The following is a 23,114-nucleotide window of genomic DNA, read 5'->3' as shown; positions in this document are numbered from 1 at the left end:
ACCGTCCCCCAACCACCACCAAGGAGGGTTTCCCCCATGCTCCGTACCCGATTCCGTCGACTCGCCGCGGCCACCGCGGTCGCGGTCGTCGGCCTCGGCGCGCTCGCCGCCTGCGGTGGCGGCGACGACGAGGCCACCTCCGGTCCGGTCAAGCTGCGCTTCCTCAGCCTCGCCTGGCAGAAGGAGTCGCTGCAGGCCAACAAGGACCTGGTCGCCAAGTGGAACGCCGAGCACCCGGACATCCAGGTCGAGTACGTCCAGGGTGACTGGAACTCGGTGCACGACCAGCTGCTGACCTCGTTCGAGGGCGGCGACGCGCCGGACATCGTGCACTACGAGGCGTCGGCGATCGGCGAGTTCGCCAAGCAGGGCTACCTGGCCGACCTGTCCGGGCTGATCTCGAACGACCTGAAGGGTCAGATCGACCAGGGCGTCTGGGACACCGTCACGTACGACGGCAAGGTCAGCGGTGTGCCGTTCCTGCTGGAGTCGCAGGTCGTCATCGCCAACAAGAAGCTGCTCGACGCCGCCGGTGTCGCGGTGCCGCCGGCCGACGGCGGCTGGACCTGGGACGAGTTCCAGGCCAACGCGCAGAAGCTCACCAAGCCCGGCCAGTTCGGCGTGGCGTGGGCGTTGAAGTCCCCGACCAACCGGGTGTTGAACCTGGCGCTCAACTACGACGGGAAGTTCTTCTACACCGACGGCGGCCGCACCGAGGTGAAGGTCGGTGACCCGGAGAAGGAGATCCCGAAGCGGATCCACGACATGATCTACACGTCGAAGTCCGCCTCCCCGGAGGCGCTCGGCATGAGCGGCGCGGACACCCTGCCCGGCTTCTTCGGTGGCAAGTACGCGATGCTGCCCGGCTCGGTCTCGCTGCGTCAGCAGATGGTCGAGCAGGCGCCCGCCGGCTTCGAGTGGGTCACCCTCCCGCCGGTCAAGGGGCTCTCCGCCAAGCAGGCGGCGAACCCGCAGACGCTGTCCGTCTCGGCGGACTCGAAGCACAAGAAGCAGGCCGCGCAGTTCCTCGAGTACTTCCTGAACCCGACCAACATGGCCACCCTGGCCAAGGGTGACTGGCTCGTCCCGACCGGTAAGCAGGCCAACGAGGAGTTGGTGAAGCTCACCGGCGGCAAGCAGGGCTGGGACGTGGCCGCGGACAGCGCCCAGGATCTGACCGTCGCCCCGTTCCAGATGGCCGACGGCTACCCGGAGTGGAAGACCAAGTACGCCACCCCGGCCCTCCAGCAGTACTTCGCCAACAAGATCACCCTGGACCAGCTCGCCACGCAGCTGGTCGACGGTGGCAAGCAGGTTCTGAGGTAGAACAATGTCACTCTTGCTCGACACTTCGGTCGGTTGCCTCGTCGGCGCCGCGGTGGGGGACGCCCTCGGGGGCGCCACCGAGACGGCGCTGCCGGAGCAGATCCGCTCCCGGTTCGGCGGCTGGGTCGAGGGCATCGTGCCCCCGTACCACGCGGACTGGGCCACCGCGCGGCCACTCGCGCCGTACCACAAGGGCGACGGGCACATCACCGACGACACGTTGATGACCCACGCCCTGGTCCGGGCCTACGCGGCCAAGCGGGACCACCTCGACGCGTACGACGTGGTGGATCTGCTCGTCCCCGACCTCATCGAGCGGGTGGTCTACATCCCCGACCTGGAGCGGGAGGGGGTGACCTTCCACCGGCTCGCGGCCGCCGAGCGGTGGCTGGTCACCCGCCTGCACCACGCCCACGCGGACCCGCGTGAGGCCGGGGTGGGCAACATCGTGAACTGCGGCGCGGCCATGTACATGGCACCGGTCGGCATCGTCAACGCGGGCGACCCGGCCGGTGCGTACGCCGAGGCGGTGGAGGTCGCCGGGGCGCACCAGCACAGCTACGGGCGGGAGGCCGCGGCGGTGTTCGCCGCCGCGGTCGCCGCCGCCGCCACCCCGGGCGCGGGCGCCGAGGACGTGGTCACGGCGACGCTGGACCTGGCCCGCGACGGCACCCGGGCGGCCATCGACGCGGTGGTCAAGGAGGCCCGCGGGCACCACGACTGGAAGACCGCGATCCCCGCGCTGCGGGCCGCGGTCGCCCCCTACGACACGGTGGGGGAGGAGTACCGCAGCCCGGGGCTGGGTGCGCGCCGGCCCAGCCGGTTGCACGCCATCGAGGAGCTGCCGGTGGCCATCGGCATGCTCGTGGTGGCCGGCGGCGAGTTCCGCCCGGCGGTGCTCGGCGCGGTGAACTACGGCCGGGACGCCGACTCCACCGCCACGATGGCCGGCGCGATCGCCGGGGCGCTGGGCGGTGCCGCGGCGGTGCCGACCGAGTGGTCCGAGGCGGTGGCCAGCGCGTCGCGTACCGACCTGGTGGAGCCGGCGCGCGTCCTCGCGGAGGTCGCCACCGAGGTCTTCGACCGCGACCGCGCCCGGTTCGCCCGCCGCGCGGAGCGCTTCGCCGGCCTGGCCGCCGGTGCGGAGGACCGGGAGCCGGCCCGGTGAGGATCACCTGGGTCCAGCCGGAGGACCTGCTCCCGCACGAGTTGGCGGCCAGCCGGGACGAGGGACGCGACGTGGCCGACCTCGCCCGGCGGTGGACGGCGGCCGGCGGCGACCCCACCCCGCCGGTCAGCGGGGCGTCGGCGACGCCGGCCACCCCGTGGCTGCGGATGCTCGCCACCGAGCTGCTGGACGCCGCCGACGCGCTGCCCCCCGCCCGTGCCGACGACGAACCGGACGACCTGGATGCGCTGCGGGCCACCTGGCCGGCGGCCTGGGCGCTGCCGACCGACGTGTCCTACGACCGGCTGCACGGCGCCTGGCTGGGCCGCGCGGTCGGCTGCCTGCTCGGCAAGCCGGTGGAGAAGATCCCCCGGGAGGGGATCCGCGAGATCCTCACCGCGACGGGTCGGTGGCCGCTGCGCGACTGGTTCACCGCGAAGGGGCTGCCGGAGGACGTCGCGGCCCGCTGGCCGTGGAACCGGCGCAGCGCGCCGACCAGCCTCGCCGAGAACATCGCGGGCATGCCCGAGGACGACGACCTGAACTACGCGCTGCTGGCGCTGCGCGTCCTGGAGACCCGCGGGCGGGACTTCACCAGCGCCGACGTGGCGCAGCTGTGGCTGGACTGGCTGCCCGGCGGGCGGGTCTTCACCGCCGAGCGGGTGGCGTACCGGAACCTGCTGCTCGGCTACCCGCCACCGGAGAGCGCCCGACGGCACAACCCGTTCCGCGAGTGGATCGGCGCGCAGATCCGCACCGACGTGTACGGGTGGGTCAACCCCGGCCGCCCCGGCCGCGCCGCCGAGCTGGCCTGGCGCGACGCCGTCGTCAGCCACGTCCGGGGTGGGGTGCACGGCGCGCTGTGGGCCGCCGCCCTGGCCGCCGCCGCGCCGGTCGCCGCCGACGTCGACGAGGTGCTGGACGCGGCCGAGGCGGTGCTGCCGCCGCGCAGCCGCTTCGCCGCCACCGTCCGGGAGGCGCGCGCCCTCGGCGCCGGCGCCGACGACTGGGAGCGGGTGGTCGACGAGCTGTACGCGCGGCACGGCCACCTGCACTGGGTGCACGTCCGCAACAACGCGGCACTGGTGGCCGCCGCCCTCGCGTACGGGCGGGGCGACCTGGAACGGTCCATCACGGCGGTGGTCAGCGGCGGATGGGACACCGACTCGACCGGGGCCACCGTCGGCGCGGTCACCGGCGCGCTCACCGGGGCGCGGGCGCTGCCCGAGCGCTGGGTCGCGCCGCTGCGCAACCGGCTGGCCAGCAGCATCGCCGGTTTCGACGGGATCGGCTTCGACGAGCTGGCGCGGCGGACCCAGGCCCTGGCCGAAGCGGGGGCGGGGTCGTGAGCGGGCGAGGGACGGACGGGAGGACAGCATGAGCGCACGCGTGGCGGTGGTCGGCAGCACCAACCTCGACCTGGTGGTGACGGCGCCGCAGCTGCCGAAGCCCGGCGAGACGGTGCTCGGCGAGAACTTCCGCACCGTCCCCGGTGGCAAGGGCGCCAACCAGGCCGTCGCCGCGGCCCGGGCCGGTGCCGCCTGCGACTTCGTCGGCGCGGTCGGCGACGACGACTTCGGCGGTCAGCTGCGGGCGAGCCTGGCCGGGTCCGGGGTGGACGTGCGGGGCCTGCGGACGGTGCCGGGCGCCTCCGGTGTCGCGTTGATCGCGGTGGACCGGGCCGCGGAGAACTTCATCGTGGTCGCCCCGGGCGCCAACGCGGCCCTCACCGACCTCGACGCCGACGACCGGGCGACGATCGCCGGCGCCGACGTGCTGCTGCTGCAGCTGGAGGTGCCGCTGCCCACCGTGGTCCGCGCGGCCGACTGGGCCCGCGCCGGGGGCACCACCGTGGTGCTCAACGCGGCCCCGGCCGCGCCGCTGCCGGCCGAGCTGCTGGACCTGGTCGACGTGCTGGTGGTCAACGAGCACGAGGCGGCGATCGTCGCCGGGGTCTTCGCCGACGATCCGGCGCAGCTGCTCGACGCCCTGCTGGAGCTGGTGCCCCGCGTCGTGTTGACGCTGGGCGCCCGTGGCGCCGCGTACGCCGACCGCCGTGGCCTGCGGCTGAGTGTCCCCGCCCCGGTCATCGCGGCGGTGGACACCACGGCGGCGGGTGACGCGTTCACCGGCGCGTTCGCGGTGGGCTGGGCCGAGCGCGGCGGCGCCCGCGACGAGGACACCGTCACGGCGAGCCTGCGCTGGGCGTGCGCCGCCGGCGCGGCCTGTGCGCAGCGCCCCGGCGCGTCCACCGCCCTGCCCGAGCGGGCCGCCATCGACGCCCTGCACGACGCGACCTACCGAGGTACCCCGTGAGCTTCAACCCGTACGTGCCCCGACCGATCGACCGGCCGACCGAGGTGCCGCTCGGCGGGCACCCCGACCTGTCCACCCTGGACGAGGCGAAGATCTTCGCCGCGCCGGACGACCCCGCCGACTGGCCGGCCTGGCGTGAGCAGCTGACCCGCTGGCGCGCCGACGCGCGGACCCGCACCGGCTACACCGGCCGGCACTACGACGCGATCACCGGCGACTGCTTCACCGTCTGCCTCGCCTGGCTGTGGGACGAGGCGCTCTACGACCACGAGCGGGGCGTCTTCACCGTCGAGGAGTTCCTCGACGCCGCCGCTCGGGACTTCGGCGGCTTCGACGGGGTGGTGCTCTGGCACGCGTACCCGGTGATCGGCCTGGACGACCGCAACCAGTTCGACTGGTACCGGGACATCCCCGAGTTGCCCGAGGTGGTGCGGGCGTTCCAGGCGCGCGGTGTCCGCGTCTTCGTCGACTACAACCCCTGGGACACCGGCACCCGGCGCGAGGCGGGCAGCGACGCCGAGGAGGTCGCGGCGCTGGCCGGCAAGCTCGGCGTCGACGGGGTCTTCCTGGACACCCTGAAGGAGGGCGCCGGGGAGCTGCGGGCCGCGCTCGACGCCGTACGCCCGGGGATGGTCCTGGAGGGCGAGAGCCGCGTGCCGTTGGCCCGGATCGCCGACCACGCGATGTCCTGGGCGCAGTGGTTCGCCGACTCCGACGTGCCCGGCGTGCTGCGGGCCAAGTGGTTCGAGCGCCGGCACGTGCTGCACCACACCCGGCGTTGGCACCGCGACCACCTGGACGAGCTGCACTCCGCCTGGCTCAACGGCGTGGGTGTGCTGGTCTGGGAGAGCGTCTTCGGCGTCTGGGTCGGCTGGAACGAGCGGGACCGTGCGGTGCTGCGGGCCATGCGCCGCGTGCAGGCCGGCCACGCCGCGTGGTTGCGCGCCGAGGACTGGGTCCCGCTCGCCGACCACCCCGGCGACGGCCAGGTGTACGCGTCGCGCTGGACCCACGACGGCGAGCCGCTGTGGACGGTGGTGAACCGCGGTGGCGACCACGACGGGCCGTGGCTGGTCACCGACGCCCGTCCGGGCCGGCGCTTCGTCGACCTGGTCACCGGCGCCGACCTCACCGTCACCGAGGCGGGCGACGGTCGGGTGACGGTGGGCGGTCCGCTGCCGGCCGGCGCCATCGCCGCCGTCGTCGCCACCGACGCGCCCGTCGCACGGCACGAGTCGCCGGTCGGCGATCCGTCCTTCCCGGCCCGCGCCGCGGTGCGCGTCCGCACCCCGTGGGCGCCGCGCACCGAGGTGCCGGCGGGCCTGGTGGCCGTCGACGGCGGCCGTCGGGAGTTGACCGTCCGGCACCGGGTGCGGGAGACCGGCCTGTACGGCGAGACGCCGTACGTCGACGAGTGGAAGCCGCTGCCGCCCCGGCTGCACCACACCGCCACGCTGCGGCGCAGCGCCCGGCTCGGCCGGTTCGCCATCGCCACCCACGAGGTCACCCACGGCGAGTACGCCGCGTTCCTGCGCGCCACCGGCTACCGCCCGGTACGCCCCGAGCGGTTCACCGCCGGTCAGGGGCCGGCCGACGCCCCGGTCACCGGCGTGGAGCTGGCCGACGCGCGCGCGTACGCGGCCTGGGCCGGGCTGCGGCTGCCCACCGAGGACGAGTGGCAGGTGGCCGCCGAGGCGGGGCTGCTCGCCCGCCGGGAACCCCTGGTGTGGAACCTGACCGAGAGCGAACACTCCGACGGACGTACCCGCTTCGCCATCCTCAAGGGCGGCGCCGCGTACCGGGCGGAAGGCTCCGACTGGTATCTCGACGGCGGCCCCCAACCCCCCGACGTGTCGGTGAAGCTGCTGCTCACCGGTGCCGGCCTCACCCGCTCCGACCAGGTCGGCTTCCGCTGCGCGGCCGACCTGCCCACCCCCGAGGAGTGACCCGATGAGCAGACGATGGCGGATCGGCGGCGGCGTGGCCGCCCTGCTCCTGGCGCTGGGCCTGACCGGCGCGGTGCCGGGCGTGGCCGACGCGAAGAAGCCCCGGGAGGGCACCCTCACCACGGCCACCGCACCGTCCCCCGCGCTGGGCGGCAGCATCGACTACACCGTCTACCTGCCCTACGGTTACGCGGCGGCGACCAGCCGCTACCCCGTGCTCTACCTGCTGCACGGACGGGGCGACACCATGCAGGCGTGGACCCGGGTGAAGGCCGATCTGGACCGGATGATCGCCGACGGCGAGGTGCCGCCGGTCATCGCCGTGCTGCCCGACGCGCCGTGGAGCAGCCGGGGCAACTGGTACGTCGACTCCGCCTACACCGGCGCCGACGACCCCGGACAACCGGTGGAGACCGCGCTGACCCGGGACCTGGTGGCGCACGTCGACGCCACGTACCGCACCGCCGCCCACCGGGGCGCCCGGCTCGTCGGCGGCTACTCCATGGGCGGCGCCGGGGCCCTGCGCTACGCCCTCGCCCACGCCGACCTCTTCGCCAACGCGCTCGTGCTCAGCCCGGCGGTGTACCGGCCGCTGCCGCCCGCCGACTCGTCGGCCCGCGAATTCGGCGCGTTCGGCTCCGGTGCGCAGCGGTTCTCCGACGAGGTGTACCAGCGGCTGAACTACCCGGCCCTGCTGCCCGGCCTGGATCCGGAGTCGCCGGTGCGGATGTACATCGCGGTCGGCGACGACGAGTGGGCCAACCCGGACCCGGCCGACGCGGCCCACGACCTCGACTACGAGGCCGCCACCCTCTACAACACGGTGCGCCGCGCCGACGCGGTGGCCGCCGAGTTCCGGGTGCTCGACGGGGGACACGACTGGGACGTCTGGCGACCGGCCTTCGTGGACGGGCTGAAGCACCTCGCCGGCACGCTGAGCGTCAACCCGCCGGCCGGGCTGCCCGGGCCGCTGCACGGCACCGCCGGGGCCGACTGGGCCGGCGGTGTCGCCGCCCACCCGGACGGGGCCACCACCCTCGGCTACGCGGCGTCCGGCCCGGTCGCCGGCCAGCCGTACGCCGGTGGACTGGACGCGGTGGTGACCCGGCTCGGCGCCGACGGCGGCACCCGCTGGACGACCCAGTTCGGCACCGCCGCCAACGACCGCCTCTACGGGGTGGTGCCGTTGGCCGACGGCGGCGTGATCACGGCCGGCTACACCCGCGGCGACCTCGATGGCGCGCACCCGGGCAGCCCGGCCGACGACGCCTTCGTGACGCGGTTGACCGCCACCGGGCAGCGCGCCTGGCTCGCCCAGGCCGGTGACCCCGCGAAGGCGGACCGCTTCTACGCGGTCGCGCCGGCCCCCGACGGCGGCGCCTACCTGGCCGGTTACACCAGCGGCTCGTTCGCGGGGGAGACCCCGGCCGGGGACAAGGACGCCGTGCTAGTTCGGGTCGGTCCGGACGGCCGGATCGCCTGGAGCCGGCAACTCGGCGGCCCCGGCGAGGACAAGGCGTACGCCGTCGCCGCCGACGCGCACGGCGTGTACGTGGCCGGCGGCACGTCGGCCGGGTTGCCCGGCGCCACCGGGCTCGGCGGCGGCGACGGCTGGCTGGCCCGGTTCGACCCGAACGGCACCCGAGGCTGGGTGACCGCCGTCGGTGGGACCGGCGACGACCTGCTCGGCGGGGTCGCGATCACCGCCGACGGCACGGTGGTGGCCACCGGGTCGACCGGCGGCGACGCCACCGCCGGGGGCACCGACGTGCTGACCGTCGCGTACACCTCGGCGGGCCGGCAGCGGTGGCGGACCGTCACCGGCGGCGCGGGTGCCGACGCCGGCGCGGACGTCGTGCCCCTGCCCGACGGTGCGGTCGTCGTGGTCGGCTTCACCGCCAGCCGGCTCGGCCTGCCGGTCGGTGGCGCCGACGTGCTCACCCTGCGGCTCGACTCCCGGGGCCGGCAGCTGGGCGTCGCCCAGTACGGCTCCGCCCGCGACGACGCGGCCGACGCGTTCGGCGAGGAGAACGTGTACGCCACCCTCGGCATCGACGGCCGGCTGCGGGTCAGCGGGCTCACCGCCGGCGCGCCGGTGGGCGGTGGGACGCTCGGCAACGGCGACGTGTTCCTCGCGGCGGTCGACCCCACGAAGGGGACGCCGTGACGCCCGGGGCGGGCCGTGGCCCGCTCGACGGGGTGAAGGTGGTCGACCTGGCGACGCTGTTCGCCGGGCCGCTCGCGGCCGCGTTCCTCGGCGACTTCGGCGCCGACGTGGTGAAGGTGGAGCACCCGGCGAAGCCGGACCCGTCCCGGGGGCACGGCCCGGCGAAGGACGGCGTCGGGCTCTGGTGGAAGGTGCTCGGCCGCAACAAGCGGACCGTCACCCTCAACCTCTCCGACCCCGACGGCGCGGCGCTGCTGCGCCGGCTGCTCACCGACGCCGACGTGCTGGTGGAGAACTTCCGCCCCGGCACCCTCGAACGCTGGGGGCTCGGCCCCGCCGAGCTGCACGCCGTCAACCCCCGGCTGGTGATCGCCCGGATCAGCGGGTTCGGGCAGGTCGGCCCGTACGCCCGCCGGCCCGGCTTCGGGACGCTCGCCGAGGCGATGAGCGGCTTCGCGGCGGCCACCGGCGAACCGGACGGCCCGCCGACCCTGCCCCCGTTCGGGCTGGCCGACTCGGTCACCGCGCTCGCCACCGCGTACGCGGTGATGCTCGCCCTGCGCTCCCGCGACCTCACCGGCGCGGGCCAGGTGGTCGACCTCGCCATCATCGAACCGATCATGGCGATGCTCGGCCCGCAGATCACCTGGTACGACCAGCTCGGCTACGTGCAGCCCCGGCTCGGCAACCGGTCCAACAACAACGCCCCCCGCAACACCTACCGGTGCGCGGACGGGCGCTGGGTGGCCGTGTCCACCAGCGCGCAGAGCATCGCCGAACGGGTGCTGCGGCTGGTCGGCCGACCCGAGCTGGTCGACGAACCGTGGTTCGCCACCGGCAGCGGCCGCGCCGCCCACGCCGACGAGCTGGACGCCGCGGTGGGCGCCTGGGTGGCGCAGCGGGACCGGGACGAGGTGGTGGCCGCGTTCGAGGCGGCGCAGGCCGCCGTCGCCCCGGTCTACGACGTGCGGGACATCCTCGCCGACCCGCAGTACGCGGCGCTCGGCACCGTCCGGACCGTCCCCGACGAGGAGCTGGGCGAGGTGCGGATGCAGAACGTGCCGTTCCGGCTCTCCGAGACACCGGGCGAGATCCGGCACGCCGGGCGGCGGCACGGGCAGGACACCGACGCCGTGTTCGGGGCGCTCGGGCTGACCGCCGACGAACTGGCCGCGCTGCGCGAGCGGGGTGTCGTCTGATGCGGCTCACCTGGCTCTACGTGCCCGGTGACCGGCCGGACCGGTTCGCCAAGGCCGTCGCGTCCGGCGCCGACGCGGTCATTCTCGACCTGGAGGACGCGGTCGTCGCCGGCCGGAAGGCGTACGCGCGCGACGCCGTCGCCGACTTCCTCGCCGAGCCGCACCCGGTGCCCGTGCAAGTGCGGGTCAACGAGCTGACCGGGCCGGACGTCGACGCCGACCTGGCTGCGGTCGCCGGCCGACCCGGGCTGGACGGGTTGCGGCTGCCGAAGGTCGAGTCCGCCGCCACGGTGGCCGGGCTCGCCGCCCGGGTCGACGCGCCCCTGCACCCGCTGGTCGAGTCGGCGCTCGGGGTGGAGGCCGCGTACGCCGTCGCGTCCGCCCACCCGGCGGTCGCCTCCATCGGGCTCGGCGAGGCCGACCTCCGCTCCGACCTCGGCGTCAGCGACGACGACGGCCTGCTGTGGGCGCGGGGCCGCGTCGTGGTCGCGGCCCGCGCGGCCGGTCTGCCCCCGCCCGCCATGTCGGTGTACGCCGACGTCGCCGACACCGACGGTCTCGCCGCCTCGTGCGCGGTGGGCCGACGGCTGGGCTTCCTCGGCCGTACGGCGATCCACCCGCGTCAACTGCCCGTGATCGTGGCGGCGTTCCGTCCCGCCGAGCGGGAGGTGACCCGCGCGGCGGAGCTGCTCGCCGCCGTGGCCGAGGCCGAGCGCCGGGACTCCGGGACGGTGGTGCTGCCCGACGGGCGCTTCGCCGACCGGGCGATGGTCGCCGCCGCCCGACGTGTCGTGGACCTGGCCGCCCGCTACGACGGGTGACCGAGGTGGCTGTCCTTGACGGGTGGCTGCCCTCGGCGGTGGCTGTCCTTGACGGCGACCCTTGTGGTGGCCGGCCGTCCTCGGCGGTGGCTGGCCCGGCGGTGGCTGACCCACTGGATCGCCTGCGGGGACCGGGCCGACCCGTCGTGCGCGGCGCGGCGGGAAGCTCAGCCGGTGGGCGTGGTCGCCGGTGCCGGGGCGAGCCGGGCGAGTCGGGCGAGTTCGGCGCTGCCGTCGCGGACCACCCGCGCGGCGAGCGCCATCGCCGCCGGGTTGCCGCCGCCCCGCTGCTCGGCGCGGGCGATCCGCACGGCCTGGGTCAGGTGCGCGCGCAGGTACTCGGCGACCAGCCGCTCGAACCGCCCCCCGGTCGCGGCGCGCAGCGCCGTCAGCTGCTCCGCGGTGACCATGCCCGGCATGTCATGACCCTCGTGCGGGTTGCTCGCCGGTGCGCCCGACTCGGCCAGCAGCCCTCGGGCGCGGGCCAGGTCGGCGCGGTGCGCGTCCGCGACCTCGGCGGCGAGCCGTCGCCAGGCCGGGTCGGTGGTGCGCTCCGCCGCCAGGGCGAGCACCGGCAGCAGCCGCTCGGCCATCGCCACCGTCAACTGCAGCCAGGCGACGTCAGTGGGGCTGAACGCCGGACTCGTCGTACCGCCGGATGGGGTCGCCGCCGGTGCGCCGGCGGCCGTCGCGCCGTCGGCGTTCGTCGCGGCCGGGGTGGGCGGCCCCGCGCCCGTCGCGCAGCCCGCGACGAGCAGCGCCGCGACGAGCAGCAGCGACGGTACGGTGATCGCCGCGCGCACGCTGGTCTCCTCTCCGCCCGGCGGGAGCGGGCCCCATGCCATCGGGCCCGCTCCCTGACGCAGGGGACGTCGGGTCAGAGCGGTCGTCCGTCGTGCCCGCACTTGACGACCGGGCGGATGCAGTCGCGGACGCGACGCTCCATCTCCGCGACCGGCCAGGCGTTGAAGAAGTCGCCGTGCATCGTGTAGCCCGGTCCGGAGGCCAGCCGGAACTGCGCCGGGTCACCGCTGACCGGATAGCGCAGCACCTGGCGCAGCTTCGGCACGTGCACCGGGTGCGTCGACGGGCAGGCCTGGTTCACCGGGTAGGCCATGTGGCTCTTGTGGTCCGGCGAGTCCAGGTCGCGGCCGTTCCAGCACTGCGGGAAGTCCAGGTACGACTCCAGCATCGTGCCGGCCGGGCAGGTGACGAAGTTCTTCGACGGCGGAACGTGCCCGGCGTGCAGGCACGACCAGCGGGCGATGCTGTCGTTCGGCCCGGTGGCCCGGGCGTTGCCGGCGACGATGCGCAGCCCCAGCGGGAGCGGCTGGGTGTTCGCGACGACGTCGGCGCGTACGCCCTCACCGAGGTAGTAGAACGTGGAGATCGCCGGCTCCACCGGCACGTTGTTGTTGTAGAGCGTCGGCACCCAGTACGACGAGACGTCGACCCGTGGATTGCAGGTGGTCGGCGAGGTCACCAGGGCGGGGAGCGTGGTGTGGGCGTTCGTCACCGTGGCGCCGAAGAAGCTGTGCATGTGCGAGGCGCCGGGCAGCCCGGGAAAGATGATCGGGTCGTCCGGCAGGCGGTGGCTGTACGTGCAGTCGGCCGGGAACTCGGCGACCCGGATGACGGTGGGGCCCGGGTCGGCGTCGGCCCGAGCGGTGGTGGACGTGAGGTAGGTGCCGAGGAGCACCAGCAGAGCGCCGATCGCCGCGGCGACGCGGAACCGGTGGCGGATGCCGGATAGGGGTGCGGCCCTGTCCATCTCGTGACTCCTGTCGGGGCGGGCCAGGGTGCGGTCCGTCGCCGCCGCCGAAGGCGTACGGAGGTCCCTGGCTGGAGTGGTGGTGGGAGAGCGCTCTCACGCTCAGCCTCCGACTGACGTCGACGATTGTCAATACGTGTCCGGTTGGTGAAATACGCGCCTCCCGGCCGGGGGCGTCAGGCCGGCGGTCGCGTGCGATGGCCGGCTCGGCGACGACGGCGGGTTGAGCCGGACGGGCCGGCTGTCCGGCGGACCCGGACACGACGAAGGGCCGGCCCCCGTGGTGGGGGCCGGCCCTGTCGGTTTCTGCTGTGGTGCTGTTTGGGGTCAGTTGGTGGAGTAGCCGCGGGTGGCGATCCAGTCGGCGAGGTTGTCGACGCTGACTCGGTAGGAGGCCATGTTGGGGTCGGCGCTGTCGGCGATGGTGACGGTGTGTCCGTCGTCGCGGTAGCCGATGACGCTGATGTAGTGGCCGCCTTCGAAGGAGTGGGTGTTGCCGTCGGTGTCGGTGGTGGTGCCGGCGATGTTGGCGACGACGGCGCGTCCGTCGTTGATGGTGCGGACGATGTCCTGGCGCAGCTTGTCGGTCTGCTTGTCGTTGGCGTTGGGGTTGGAGATCTCCACCGAGTGGTAGGCGTTGCTGCCGGTTTCCTTGTTCAGGACGGGGGTGATGTCGTTGATGGAGTTGGTGCCGGCTTCGGTGGTGCCCATTTCCTTGGCCATGGCGTCGACGTTGATGTCCTTGCCCTGGACGGAGAGGGCGTTGCGGGTGGCGGCGGGGCCGCAGTAGTAGAAGTTGGGCTGGGCTTCGTAGCGGACGTTGAGTTCACGCTCGCCGCCGGTGTTCTTGCGGTCCTGGACCTGGCTGGTGGGCTTGGCCTCGGCGGCGTGGGCGGCGATGGCGGGGCCGGCGATGCCGCCGCCGGCGGCGGCGATTCCGGCTGCGGTGAGGACGGTCTTGCGGATCAGATCGGTACGCATGGTGTGTGCCTCTCTGTTCGGGGGTGCGCGGCGGCCCGCAAGGGGGGGCGGGTGCCGGGAGAGATTCGGGGGGTGGAGTCCGGCGGCGGTGTGGCCTGTCTGGTGGCTCCGGGGGTGTGCAACGACCGGGCTGGGCGGGTGATTCCCGGGGCCGGTCGGTCGGTGACGGCCGCGCCTGTGGGGCTGGCGGCGTCGGGGGTGCAACGACCGGGGTGGGCCGGTGATTCCCGGGGCCGGTCGGTCGGTGACGGTCACGGCCGGGGGCTCGTGGCGTCGGGAGTGTTCAACGACCGGGGTGGGCCGGTGATTCCCGGATCCGGGCCGGTGGCCTGGACGGGGGTCCGGTCGGCCGGGTCGGCCGGTGGTCCGGCGGGGCCGGCGGCTCGGGGCCGCGCGGCATGCCATGTTCAACGACCCGGCCGGGCCCACGATTCCGTCCCCAGGGTGGCCCCGCCCACGGGACCCGAACCCCCAAACCCGGACACCCCACCCACCCAAAACCGGACACGAGGCACGCGCGGAACGGTCGACGCGGAGGGCGCTCGCGGATCTTGGACGATTAGTGCCCCTCTGGGGGCCACAACTTACCAAGATCTACTGGCCCGTCTGGCCGGACGACCGCTCCGGCTGGTGACCGGCGTTGATCATGCAGTTGTGGTGCCTCACGAAGGGCGCGAATGTGCCCGTTCCGGGCACCACAACTGCATGATCGCCGGGTGCGGGTGCGGGTGCGGGTGCGGGTGCGGGTGCGGGTGCGGGTTCTCCGCGCACCTCAGCCGCGCGCGGTGCCTCCGCCCGCGTGGTGCGGGGGTGTGCGCGGGGAGTGATCGACTCGGGTTTCAGGGTGGCGGGGTGTTCGGGTGTGGGGAGACCCCGGTGTTCGGGATTCGGAGTGGATCACCGCCATCGGGCGGCATGTGGAGGGGCCTGGCGGCTCGCGGGCGGCGGAGGGGTGTGTCTCGCGGTCGCCGAACCGGCGTGGTTCCGGACGAACGACCGGTGCCGCGTCTCATTGACATATGTCATTGTCTAGGTTCCTCCGACATCCGAGGAGTCTCCATGAGACGCAGCACATCCGATGTGCGTGTCGCACTCGTCGTGTCCACCGCACTGGCGGTGGCGTTGGCCGCCCACCCGGCGGTGGCGTCCCCGCCCGCGAGCGCGGCCGGCGCGCGGTCGATCGCCGCCCCGGCTGAGCCGATCGTCAGCGAGCAAGACGCCGCCGCGAGCGAGCAAGACGCCGCCGCGGCCGAGCGGAACGCCGCTGCTGGCGAGCAATACGCCGCTGCGGCCAAGCGGAACGCCGCCGCTGCCGAGGCGGATGCCGGTGGGGCCGGGCTCGGCGCCTACGCCGCGGCGCCGGCGTACGCCTCCGCCGCGGCGAACGCGGTCGCGCTGGCGGCGCCGGACATCGCCGTCGCGAACGTGCAGGCCCACCTGGCCCAGTTCGGCAGCATCGCCAGTAGCAACGGCGGCAACCGTCGCGCCGGTTCGGCCGGTTACACGGCGTCGCTGACCTACGTGAAGAGCCGCCTCCAGGCGGCCGGTTACACGGTCTCCGAGCAGTACTGCTCGTCCTGCACGTACCCGTCGAACAACCTGATCGCCGAGTGGCCGGGTGGTCCGGCCGATCAGGTGGTTATGTTCGGGGCGCACCTGGACGGCGTGTCGGCGGGGCCGGGCATCAACGACAACGCTACCGGCTCGGCGTCACTGTTGGAGAACGCGCTGGTGCTGGCGCAGCAGAACCCGACGATGACGAAACGGGTGCGGTTCGCCTGGTGGACGGATGAGGAGCAGGGGCTCAACGGGTCGCGGTTCTACGTCAACTCGCTCACCTCGACCCAGCGCGGCTACATCAAGGGCTACTACAACTTCGACATGGTCGGGTCGACCAACGGCGGGTACTTCATCAACCGGATCACCTCGACCACCGCGGCGCCGCTGAAGGCGTACTGGGATTCGTTGGGGTTGCAGCCGGAGGAGAACGTCGAGGGTCAGGGCCGCTCCGACGACTACTCGTTCCAGCAGGCCGGCATCCCCACCTCCGGGTACGCGGCCGGCGCCAGCGCCCGCAAGACGAGCGCGCAGGCGACCAAGTGGGGCGGCACGGCCAACTCGGCGTACGACCCGTGCTATCACCGCTCCTGCGACACCACGGCCAACGTCAGCGCGACCGTGCTGAACCGGGCCGCGGACGGTGTCGCGTACGCCATCTGGCAGCTCGCGGTCAGCACCGGCACCCCCGGCAACGACTTCTCTCTCGCGCTGAGCCCCACCTCGGGCAGTGTCGCGCGGGGCGGCTCCCGTACGGCGGCGGTCAGCACCGCCACCACCGCGGGGTCGGCGCAGTCCGTGGCGCTGTCGGCGTCGGGTGCGCCCAGCGGGGTGACCGTCTCGTTCAGCCCCTCGTCGGTGACCTCGGGTGGGTCGGCGACGATGACCATGTCGGCGTCGGCGTCGGCGGCGACCGGGACGTTCACCCTCACCGTGACGGGCACCGGTTCGGTGACCCGGTCGGCGACGTACACGCTCACGGTGACCGGTACGGGTGGCTGCGCGGGTGGGCAGCTGATCGGCAACGGCGGCTTCGAGAGCGGCGCCAGCCCGTGGACGGCCAGCTCCGGCGTGATCACCAATTCGTCGAGCCAGCCGGCGCGGACCGGCTCCTACAAGGCGTGGCTCGACGGGTACGGGCGCAGCCGCACCGACACGCTGAGCCAGTCGGTGACGCTGCCGGCCGGCTGCTCCGCCTCGACGCTGTCGTTCTGGTTGCACATCGACACGGCGGAGACGACCACGTCGACCGCGTACGACCGGCTGACCGTCCGGCTCGGCACCACGACGCTGGTGACGTGGTCCAACCTCGACGCCGCCGCCGGCTATCAGCAGCGCACGCTGAACGTGGGGGCGTACGCGGGGCAGACGCTGACGCTGACGTTCACCGGTGTCGAGGACGCGTCGCTCCAGACCAGCTTCGTGATCGACGACGTGACGCTCCAGGCGAGCTGAGGGAGGCGGGGCGGGGTGGCTGTCGCGCCCACCCCGCCCCGACGACAGCCGCCCGACCCCGACGTGGTCGGGGTCGGGCATCCTGCGTGGCGCGGAGTGTCAGGGCAGGTTCGGGTAGAGGGCGGCGACGCCGCCGGCCAGCCCCGCCTGCACCTTTCGGCTGATGTCGTCGGCGACGACCTCGTACGCGTCCGCCTCGATCGCGTCCACCGCGATCCTGGCGATCTCGGCCGGGTCGGACTTCGGCTGGGTGACGTGGGCGGCCATGTCGGTGTCCATGTAGCCGACGTGCAGGCCGGCGACGCGGACGTTCTGCTCGGCGAGCTTGCCCCGCAGGGCGTTGGTGAGCGCCCACTCGGCCGACTTGGCGGCGCTGTACGCGCCGGAGGCGGGAAGGCTGATCCATGACAGCACGGAGAGGATGTTGAGGATCGATCCGCCGCCGTTGCCGGCGATGACGGGCGCGAACGCCTGCACCATGGACAGCGTGCCGAAGTAGTGCGTCTCCATCTCCAGCCGGACCCGGTCCAGGTGGTCGGCGTCGAGCACGTCGGCGTGCGTGTCGGTGCCGGCGTTGTTGACCAGCAGGGTCACGTCGTTGGCGAGGGCGGCGGCCGCGGCGACCGAGGCGGGGTCGGTGATGTCCAGGCGGACCGGCGTGACTCCGGGCAGGTCGATGGTCTCCGGCCGGCGCGCGGCGGCGTAGACGGTCGCGCCCCGCGCGACGAGTTCGGCGGCGAGGTGTCGGCCGAAGCCGCGGTTGGCTCCGGTGACGAGGGCGGTGCTTCCGGCGATCTTCATGCGTGTGCTCCTGGTTGTTCGCAAGGTTTGCGGGGGTCGGCGGTCGCCGTCCGCGGAGAGTCAGGTCCGGTCCGCGCGGAGTGCGCCCGGCCCCGGTCGTACGTCGATGCCGTCCGCTGCCACGTCGTGCCCGGCGGCGCACCGCAGCACCGCGTGGACCTCGGCGCCGCAGTCGTGGTGCTCGACGCGCACGGACGGGCCGGCTTCGTCGGCCGCCCAGGTGTCGCCCCACTGCCGCAGCGCGACCAGGACGGGCACGAGTTGGGCGCCCTTGTCGGTGAGGACGTACTCGTCCCGGGTTCGCTGGCCGGGCTCCCGGTAGGGGCGCCGTTCCAGCAGCCCGTCGGCGACGAGCTGCTTGAGGCGGGCGGCGGCGACCGGCTCGCTGATGCCCACCCGGGCGGCGAACTGGTCGAAGCGTCGGGTGCCCATCGACGCCTCGCGCAGCAGCAGGAGCGTCGAGCGGTTGCCGACCACGTCCAGCGTCCGGGCGATGGAGCAGTTGGTCGTCAGCCAGGCGTCCCGGTCGGCGAGGTAGTCCGTCATGCCGGCCACGCTACCGAGGCTGACTTAGGAACAGCAAAGTCAGCTACCTCACTCCACCGGACGTGCCGTGAGCGGGAATAGGACGCCGGATGCCGGCGCGGGCGGCGGCAGTGACGGCTCGTATCCTGTGCGCGAACCCCCCATGCGAGGAGAAGGGAGACGGTGTTGGGCAACCGGGTCGAGACGTTGGAGTTCCAGGCCGAGGCGCGTCAGCTGCTCCAGCTGATGGTCCACTCGATCTACTCGAACAAGGACGTCTTCCTCCGTGAGTTGATCTCGAACGCCTCGGACGCGCTGGACAAGCTGCGCCTGGCCTCGATGGTCGACAAGGACCTCGACGTCGACACCTCCGACCTGCACATCCAGATCGAGGTCGACCGCGACGCACGCACCCTGACGGTCCGGGACAACGGCATCGGCATGACCCGCGACGAGGTCGTCTCGGTGATCGGCACCATCGCCAAGTCCGGCACGGCCGAGCTGCTGCGGACGATGCGGGAGTCCGCCGACGCCGCCGCGTCCCAGGAGCTGATCGGCCAGTTCGGCGTCGGCTTCTACGCCGCGTTCATGGTGGCCGACCGGGTGGAGCTGGTGACCCGCAAGGCGGGCGAGGAGACCGGCACCCGCTGGTCCTCCACCGGCGAGGGCACGTACTCGGTCGAGGCGGTCGACGAGGCCCCGCAGGGCACCGCAGTGACCCTGCACCTCAAGCCGGCCGACACCGAGGACAACCTGCACGACTACACGGCCGAGTGGACGCTCCGGGAGATCGTCAAGCGCTACTCCGACTTCATCGCCTGGCCGATCCGGATGACCGTCGAGCGGCCCGGCGAGGACGGCGCCACCACCGCCGAGACGCAGACGCTCAACTCGATGAAGGCCCTGTGGGCGCGTCCGCGTGACGAGGTCGACGAGGCGGAGTACCACGAGTTCTACAAGCACGTCAGCCACGACTGGGCCGATCCGCTGGAGATCGTGCACATGCGGGGCGAGGGCACCTTCGAGTACGAGGCGCTGCTGTTCATCCCGTCGCACGCGCCCCTGGACCTCTTCGCCCCGCAGGGCCGTCGCGGCGTCCAGCTCTACGTCAAGCGCGTCTTCATCATGGACGACTGCGAGGCGCTGATGCCGGGCTACCTGCGCTTCGTCAAGGGCGTGGTGGACGCGCACGACCTGTCGCTGAACATCTCCCGGGAGATCCTCCAGCAGGACCGGCAGATCCAGGTCGTCCGCCGCCGCCTGGTCAAGAAGATCCTCGCGACGGTCAAGGACCTCAAGGCCAACCACGCCGAGCGCTACCGGACCTTCTGGACGGAGTTCGGCGCGGTGGTCAAGGAGGGCCTGATCGACGACACCGAGAACCGGGACACCCTCCTGGACCTGGTGAGCGTCGCGTCCACCCACGACCCGGCCGAGCCGACCGACCTGCGCGGCTACGTCGAGCGGATGAAGGACGGCCAGAGCGACATCTGGTACCTCACCGGTGAGTCCCGCGCGATGCTGGAGAACTCCCCGCACATGGAGGCGTTCCGCGCCAAGGGCCACGAGGTGCTGCTGCTCACCGACCCGGTCGACGAGGTGTGGGTCGAGCGGGTCGGCGAGTACGACGGCAAGCCGCTGCGCTCGATCGCCAAGGGCCAGGTCGACCTGGACACCGACGAGGAGCGCAAGGAGGCCGAGACCGAGCGGGAGCAGCAGCGGCAGGACTTCGCCGAGCTGTTGACGTGGATGGGCGGCGCCCTGGCCGACAGCGTGAAGGAGGTCCGGCTGTCGTCACGGCTGACCACCTCGCCGGCGTGCGTCGTCGGCGACGCCCACGACCTCACGCCGACGCTGGAGAAGATGTACCGGGCCATGGGCCACGAGGTGCCGTCGGTGAAGCGGATCCTCGAGCTGAACCCGGGCCACCCGCTGGTGTCCGGCCTGCGCAAGGCGCACGAGCAGGGCGGCGAGCAGGCCGAGCTGCGGGAGACCGCCGAGCTGCTGTACGGGATGGCGCTGCTCGCCGAGGGTGGCGAGTTGAACGATCCGTCCCGGTTCACCCGGATCCTCGCCGACCGGCTCGCCCGTACCCTCTGATCCACCGCCCGGGCCGGTGGGTGCCTCCCACCGGCCCAGGCGTGGACGGGCGGCGGTCTGGGTAACACCGGCGGCCATGAGCACGAGCACCGCTCCCACGACGCCCCCCACCGCCACCGCCCGGCTGGGCACGGTCGCGGTCGTCGCCCACCGCCGCAAGAGTCTCGGCGGCGGCCTCGACGAGCTGCGCGCCACCCTCGCCGGCGCCGGCGTGGACGACCTGCTCTGGTACGAGGTGCCCAAGAGCCGCAAGGCGCCGAAGAAGGTCCGCAAGGCGGTGCAGAAGGGCGCCGAGCTGGTCTTCGTCTGGGGCGGGGACGGCATGGTGCAGCGCTGCGCGGACACGCTCGCCGGCTCGGGCACCCCGATGGCGATCCTGCCCGCCGGCACCGCGAACCTCTTCGCCGCCAACCTCGGCATCCCCGAGGACCTGGCGGAGGCGGTGCGGATCGGCCTGCACGGCCGGCGCCGCCGGCTCGACCTCGGCCGGGTCAACGGCGAGCACTTCGCGGTGATGGCCGGGGCCGGCTTCGACGGCGACCTGATCCGTGAGGCGGACCGGGACCTCAAGGGCCGCTTCGGCCGGCTGGCGTACGTCTGGACGGGACTGCGGCACGTGCGCGGCGAACTGGTGTCGACCCGGATCCGGGTGGACGGCAGCACCTGGTTCGAAGGCGAGGCGAGCTGCGTGCTGTTCGGCAACGTCGGCACGATCACCGGCGGCATCCCGGCCTTCGACGACGCCCGCCCGGACGACGGGTGCCTGGAGGTGGGGGTGTCGACGGCCAACGGGGCGATCGACTGGGCCCGCACCCTGAGCCGGATGGCCGCCGGCCGGTCGGAGGAGTCACCTTTCGTCCGGATCACCCGGGGCCGCAAGGTGACGGTCCGCTTCGCCGCGCCACGCACGTACGAGCTGGACGGCGGCGCGCGCGGCGCGGTCCGCAAGCTCAAGGTGCGGTCGGTGCCCGGTGCGCTGACCGTCTGCTGCCCGGAGCCGACCGCCTGACCGGCCCGCGCCCCGCCCGGGTCAGGCCTTGCGGGGCGTACGCCGGTTGCCGAAGGACTCCATCGTGGTCGCCTTCTTCGCCGGTGCCCGCGTGGCGGACGTGGTACGCGCGCGGGCCGGTGCCGCCTTCTTCGCCGCGGCCTTCTTCGTCGCCGCCCGGGTCGCCGTCGCCTTCTTCGGCGGGGCGTTCTTCGCCGTGGCCGCCTTCGCGGTCGGTTTGCGGGTCGGCGTGGCGGTGGTCGCCGCGGTGTCCTTCTTCCGCGCGACCCGCGCGGTGGTCGCGGTGGGCTTTCCGCCCGGACTCTTCGCCGCGCTCGCCCCGCTGGCCCGCTTGGTCGCGGTGGCGACCTTCTTCGCGGCCGCCTTCCGGCTCATCGGGGCTTTCTTCGCCCCGGTGGACTTGCGGGCCCCGGTCGGTCGGCTGCCCGCCGGTACGGCGCTCCTGCCTGCGGTCATCCTCGCTCCTCCTCCGGTGTGCCCCGGCACGGTCAGCGTCGCCGGACGCCGGGCGCGGCGGGTCCCTCGGTGCGGCCGCCCCGGTCGCGCGGGTCTTCCCCCGACCCGCGCCGGCAAACCCGGGCGGCGGCTACCGGCGGCCACGCGCGACGTCGGCGAGGTCGGTCGCCGGGTGCGACTACCGGGACGTCGTGCTGCCGGCGAGGTGCGGGCGGTGCGCGGCCGCGGCGTCGGCGAGCCGGGCCAGCAGCTCACCGGTGAGCGGAATCCCGGCGACGGCGGTCAGCCCACCGGCCCAGCCGGCCACGAAGTAGTCCCAGCCGTCCACCGGGTGCGCCCCCGCCTCGACGGCCTGCCGCAGGAAGGTGAGGTCGCCGCGGTAGTTGAGGTCCCAGGCCACCGTGTCGGGGCTCAGCGGCGCGGCGTCGGTGAGTGGGCTGCCCGGCGCGTCCTTGCCCAGGCCGGTCGCGTTGACCACCAGCGCCGGGGTGGGCAGGTCGGCGAGCAGGGCGTCGTGGTCGGCCGGTGCGCCGACCGGCACGTACGACAGCCGCGCGTTCGCGACGCCGGCGCGCTCGGCGACGCGCCGCAGGTCGTCGAGCGCCTCGGGACGGGTGTCGGTGAACGTGATCCGCGCCGGCGGGTCGACGGGGCCCCGGGCGCCCGCGACGGCGTCGATGTCGAGGTGCAGCGTGAGCAGCAGCGCGGTCGCCGCGCCGCCGGCGCCGAGGCAGAGGACGTGCAACCCGGTGCGGTCGCGGGCGGAACTGTGCGTCAGCAGACGCGGCAGGACGCGGGCCAGGGAGACCGCGTCGCGGGCGTACGCGGTGACGGCCCCGTCGGCCGTGGCGAGGGTGTTCACCTCGTGGGTGAGGCCGACGAGCCGGTCGGCGCCGTCCAGTTCACCGGCGCAGGCGCGGTGAATGCGGAGCTTGTGCGCGGTGACGATCCCACCCCGCACCGCCGGGTTGTCCCGCATGGCCCGCACGAGACGGCGGTACGTCGTCGGCGGCGTGTCCGGCGGCAGGTCGACCCCGCGCAGGGTCCACGGCTGGCCCAGCTCCCGCGCCCACCGCCCGAACACCTGGTGGACCAGGGAGCCGCCGGTGTCGATCCCGACGAAGAGGATCAGCGGTGGCCCCGACCAGGCGGCGACCTCGTCGATGGTGAGTACGGGCCGGTCCACGAGCACCTCCAGCGGGGCGGGGAGGTTGGCGCCCCGTCGCCAACCTTAGGTCGGTCACCACGCGCCGTCCGTGAACGCGGCGGGTCACGGGGGTTGCCCCGACGTGGCGACCGAGCTGACCGGGGGTCGGTGGAGGTTGACAGATGATCTGTCGGCGCTGAGGATGGCCTCAGTTCACCGACCGCCACCGCACCAACACGGGATGCTGTCGCACTTCGGCGATGCCACGGCGTCCGTCCGGTGGTCGGCTTTCACCACCTGTCCCGTTCACCGTGTCGCGTGCCCGGTTGCCGCAACGACCGCCCGCGACCCACCGGATGGAGCTCGCAG

General features: G+C 73.8%; 18 protein-coding genes. 11 read left to right on the top strand and 7 right to left on the bottom strand.

Going from position 1 to position 23,114, the window contains the following annotated elements; translation table 11 throughout:
- Positions 1–36 precede the first annotated feature (36 nt).
- The 8 genes from ACIBTV_RS12555 to ACIBTV_RS12520 are packed head-to-tail and all read left to right on the top strand — an operon-like array spanning position 37 to position 10,943.
- Positions 37–1,326: an ABC transporter substrate-binding protein gene (locus tag ACIBTV_RS12555; RefSeq protein ID WP_396704186.1), complete on the top strand. Its 1,290-nt coding sequence runs from the start codon at positions 37–39 to the stop codon at positions 1,324–1,326.
- A gap of 4 nt (positions 1,327–1,330) precedes the next feature.
- A complete protein-coding gene (locus ACIBTV_RS12550) occupies positions 1,331–2,494 on the top strand; it encodes an ADP-ribosylglycohydrolase family protein (RefSeq protein WP_396704185.1) in 1,164 nt (387 codons plus the stop codon).
- A complete protein-coding gene (locus tag ACIBTV_RS12545; RefSeq protein WP_396704183.1) occupies positions 2,491–3,843 on the top strand; it encodes an ADP-ribosylglycohydrolase family protein in 1,353 nt (450 codons plus the stop codon). The genes ACIBTV_RS12550 and ACIBTV_RS12545 overlap by 4 nt, the downstream gene beginning before the upstream one ends.
- A gap of 28 nt (positions 3,844–3,871) precedes the next feature.
- Complete coding sequence (locus ACIBTV_RS12540) at positions 3,872–4,810, top strand: ribokinase (RefSeq protein ID WP_396704181.1); 939 nt, start codon at positions 3,872–3,874, stop codon at positions 4,808–4,810.
- Complete coding sequence (locus ACIBTV_RS12535; protein ID WP_396704179.1) at positions 4,807–6,756, top strand: SUMF1/EgtB/PvdO family nonheme iron enzyme; 1,950 nt, start codon at positions 4,807–4,809, stop codon at positions 6,754–6,756. The genes ACIBTV_RS12540 and ACIBTV_RS12535 overlap by 4 nt, the downstream gene beginning before the upstream one ends.
- A 4-nt stretch (positions 6,757–6,760) precedes the next feature.
- The gene (locus ACIBTV_RS12530) at positions 6,761–8,923 is read left to right on the top strand and encodes an alpha/beta hydrolase (protein WP_396704177.1); all 2,163 of its coding nucleotides are present in this window, start codon (positions 6,761–6,763) and stop codon (positions 8,921–8,923) included.
- Positions 8,920–10,122 carry a CaiB/BaiF CoA transferase family protein gene (locus ACIBTV_RS12525; protein WP_396704175.1) on the top strand — a complete coding sequence of 401 codons (1,203 nt, stop codon included), beginning with the start codon at positions 8,920–8,922 and terminating at the stop codon, positions 10,120–10,122. The genes ACIBTV_RS12530 and ACIBTV_RS12525 overlap by 4 nt, the downstream gene beginning before the upstream one ends.
- Positions 10,122–10,943, top strand: a complete 822-nt coding sequence (locus ACIBTV_RS12520) for an HpcH/HpaI aldolase/citrate lyase family protein (protein WP_396704173.1) — start codon at positions 10,122–10,124, stop codon at positions 10,941–10,943. Before ACIBTV_RS12525 ends, ACIBTV_RS12520 begins: the two co-directional genes overlap by 1 nt.
- A 167-nt stretch (positions 10,944–11,110) precedes the next feature.
- Here ACIBTV_RS12520 and ACIBTV_RS12515 read toward each other — a convergent pair whose 3' ends face one another.
- From ACIBTV_RS12515 to ACIBTV_RS12505, 3 genes are all read right to left on the bottom strand, one after another.
- Positions 11,111–11,788 (bottom strand): DUF305 domain-containing protein, encoded by a 678-nt coding sequence (locus tag ACIBTV_RS12515; protein WP_396704171.1) that lies wholly within the window; start codon positions 11,786–11,788, stop codon positions 11,111–11,113.
- 32 nt (positions 11,789–11,820) lie between these two features.
- Positions 11,821–12,714: a DUF1996 domain-containing protein gene (locus ACIBTV_RS12510; protein ID WP_396704169.1), complete on the bottom strand. Its 894-nt coding sequence runs from the start codon at positions 12,712–12,714 to the stop codon at positions 11,821–11,823.
- Between the two features lie 327 nt (positions 12,715–13,041).
- Positions 13,042–13,695 (bottom strand): C39 family peptidase, encoded by a 654-nt coding sequence (locus ACIBTV_RS12505; RefSeq protein ID WP_396704167.1) that lies wholly within the window; start codon positions 13,693–13,695, stop codon positions 13,042–13,044.
- A gap of 1,059 nt (positions 13,696–14,754) precedes the next feature.
- On the opposite strand from ACIBTV_RS12505, the gene ACIBTV_RS12500 reads away from it, so the two are divergent.
- Positions 14,755–16,707: a M28 family peptidase gene (locus ACIBTV_RS12500; RefSeq protein WP_396704166.1), complete on the top strand. Its 1,953-nt coding sequence runs from the start codon at positions 14,755–14,757 to the stop codon at positions 16,705–16,707.
- Between the two features lie 99 nt (positions 16,708–16,806).
- On the opposite strand, the gene ACIBTV_RS12495 is transcribed toward ACIBTV_RS12500, so the two are convergent.
- Together ACIBTV_RS12495 and ACIBTV_RS12490 are read right to left on the bottom strand one after the other, a co-directional pair.
- Positions 16,807–17,508, bottom strand: coding sequence for an SDR family oxidoreductase (locus ACIBTV_RS12495; RefSeq protein WP_396704164.1), 702 nt, complete (start codon positions 17,506–17,508; stop codon positions 16,807–16,809).
- A 60-nt stretch (positions 17,509–17,568) separates the two neighbouring features.
- Positions 17,569–18,054, bottom strand: coding sequence for a winged helix-turn-helix transcriptional regulator (locus ACIBTV_RS12490; protein ID WP_396704162.1), 486 nt, complete (start codon positions 18,052–18,054; stop codon positions 17,569–17,571).
- A 165-nt stretch (positions 18,055–18,219) separates the two neighbouring features.
- Between ACIBTV_RS12490 and htpG the strand changes: the two genes are divergently transcribed.
- A complete protein-coding gene (gene htpG / locus ACIBTV_RS12485) occupies positions 18,220–20,133 on the top strand; it encodes a molecular chaperone HtpG (protein ID WP_396704434.1) in 1,914 nt (637 codons plus the stop codon).
- Between the two features lie 76 nt (positions 20,134–20,209).
- A complete protein-coding gene (locus ACIBTV_RS12480) occupies positions 20,210–21,142 on the top strand; it encodes a diacylglycerol/lipid kinase family protein (RefSeq protein WP_396704160.1) in 933 nt (310 codons plus the stop codon).
- A gap of 21 nt (positions 21,143–21,163) precedes the next feature.
- On the opposite strand, the gene ACIBTV_RS12475 is transcribed toward ACIBTV_RS12480, so the two are convergent.
- Positions 21,164–21,598: a hypothetical protein gene (locus ACIBTV_RS12475; protein WP_396704158.1), complete on the bottom strand. Its 435-nt coding sequence runs from the start codon at positions 21,596–21,598 to the stop codon at positions 21,164–21,166.
- 178 nt (positions 21,599–21,776) lie between these two features.
- Positions 21,777–22,784 carry a hypothetical protein gene (locus ACIBTV_RS12470; protein WP_396704157.1) on the bottom strand — a complete coding sequence of 336 codons (1,008 nt, stop codon included), beginning with the start codon at positions 22,782–22,784 and terminating at the stop codon, positions 21,777–21,779.
- Positions 22,785–23,114 lie beyond the last annotated feature (330 nt).

This window comes from Micromonospora sp. NPDC049366, assembly GCF_044466625.1.
GTDB lineage: Bacteria > Actinomycetota > Actinomycetes > Mycobacteriales > Micromonosporaceae > Micromonospora.
This window is presented reverse-complemented; position numbering and strand designations above follow the sequence as displayed.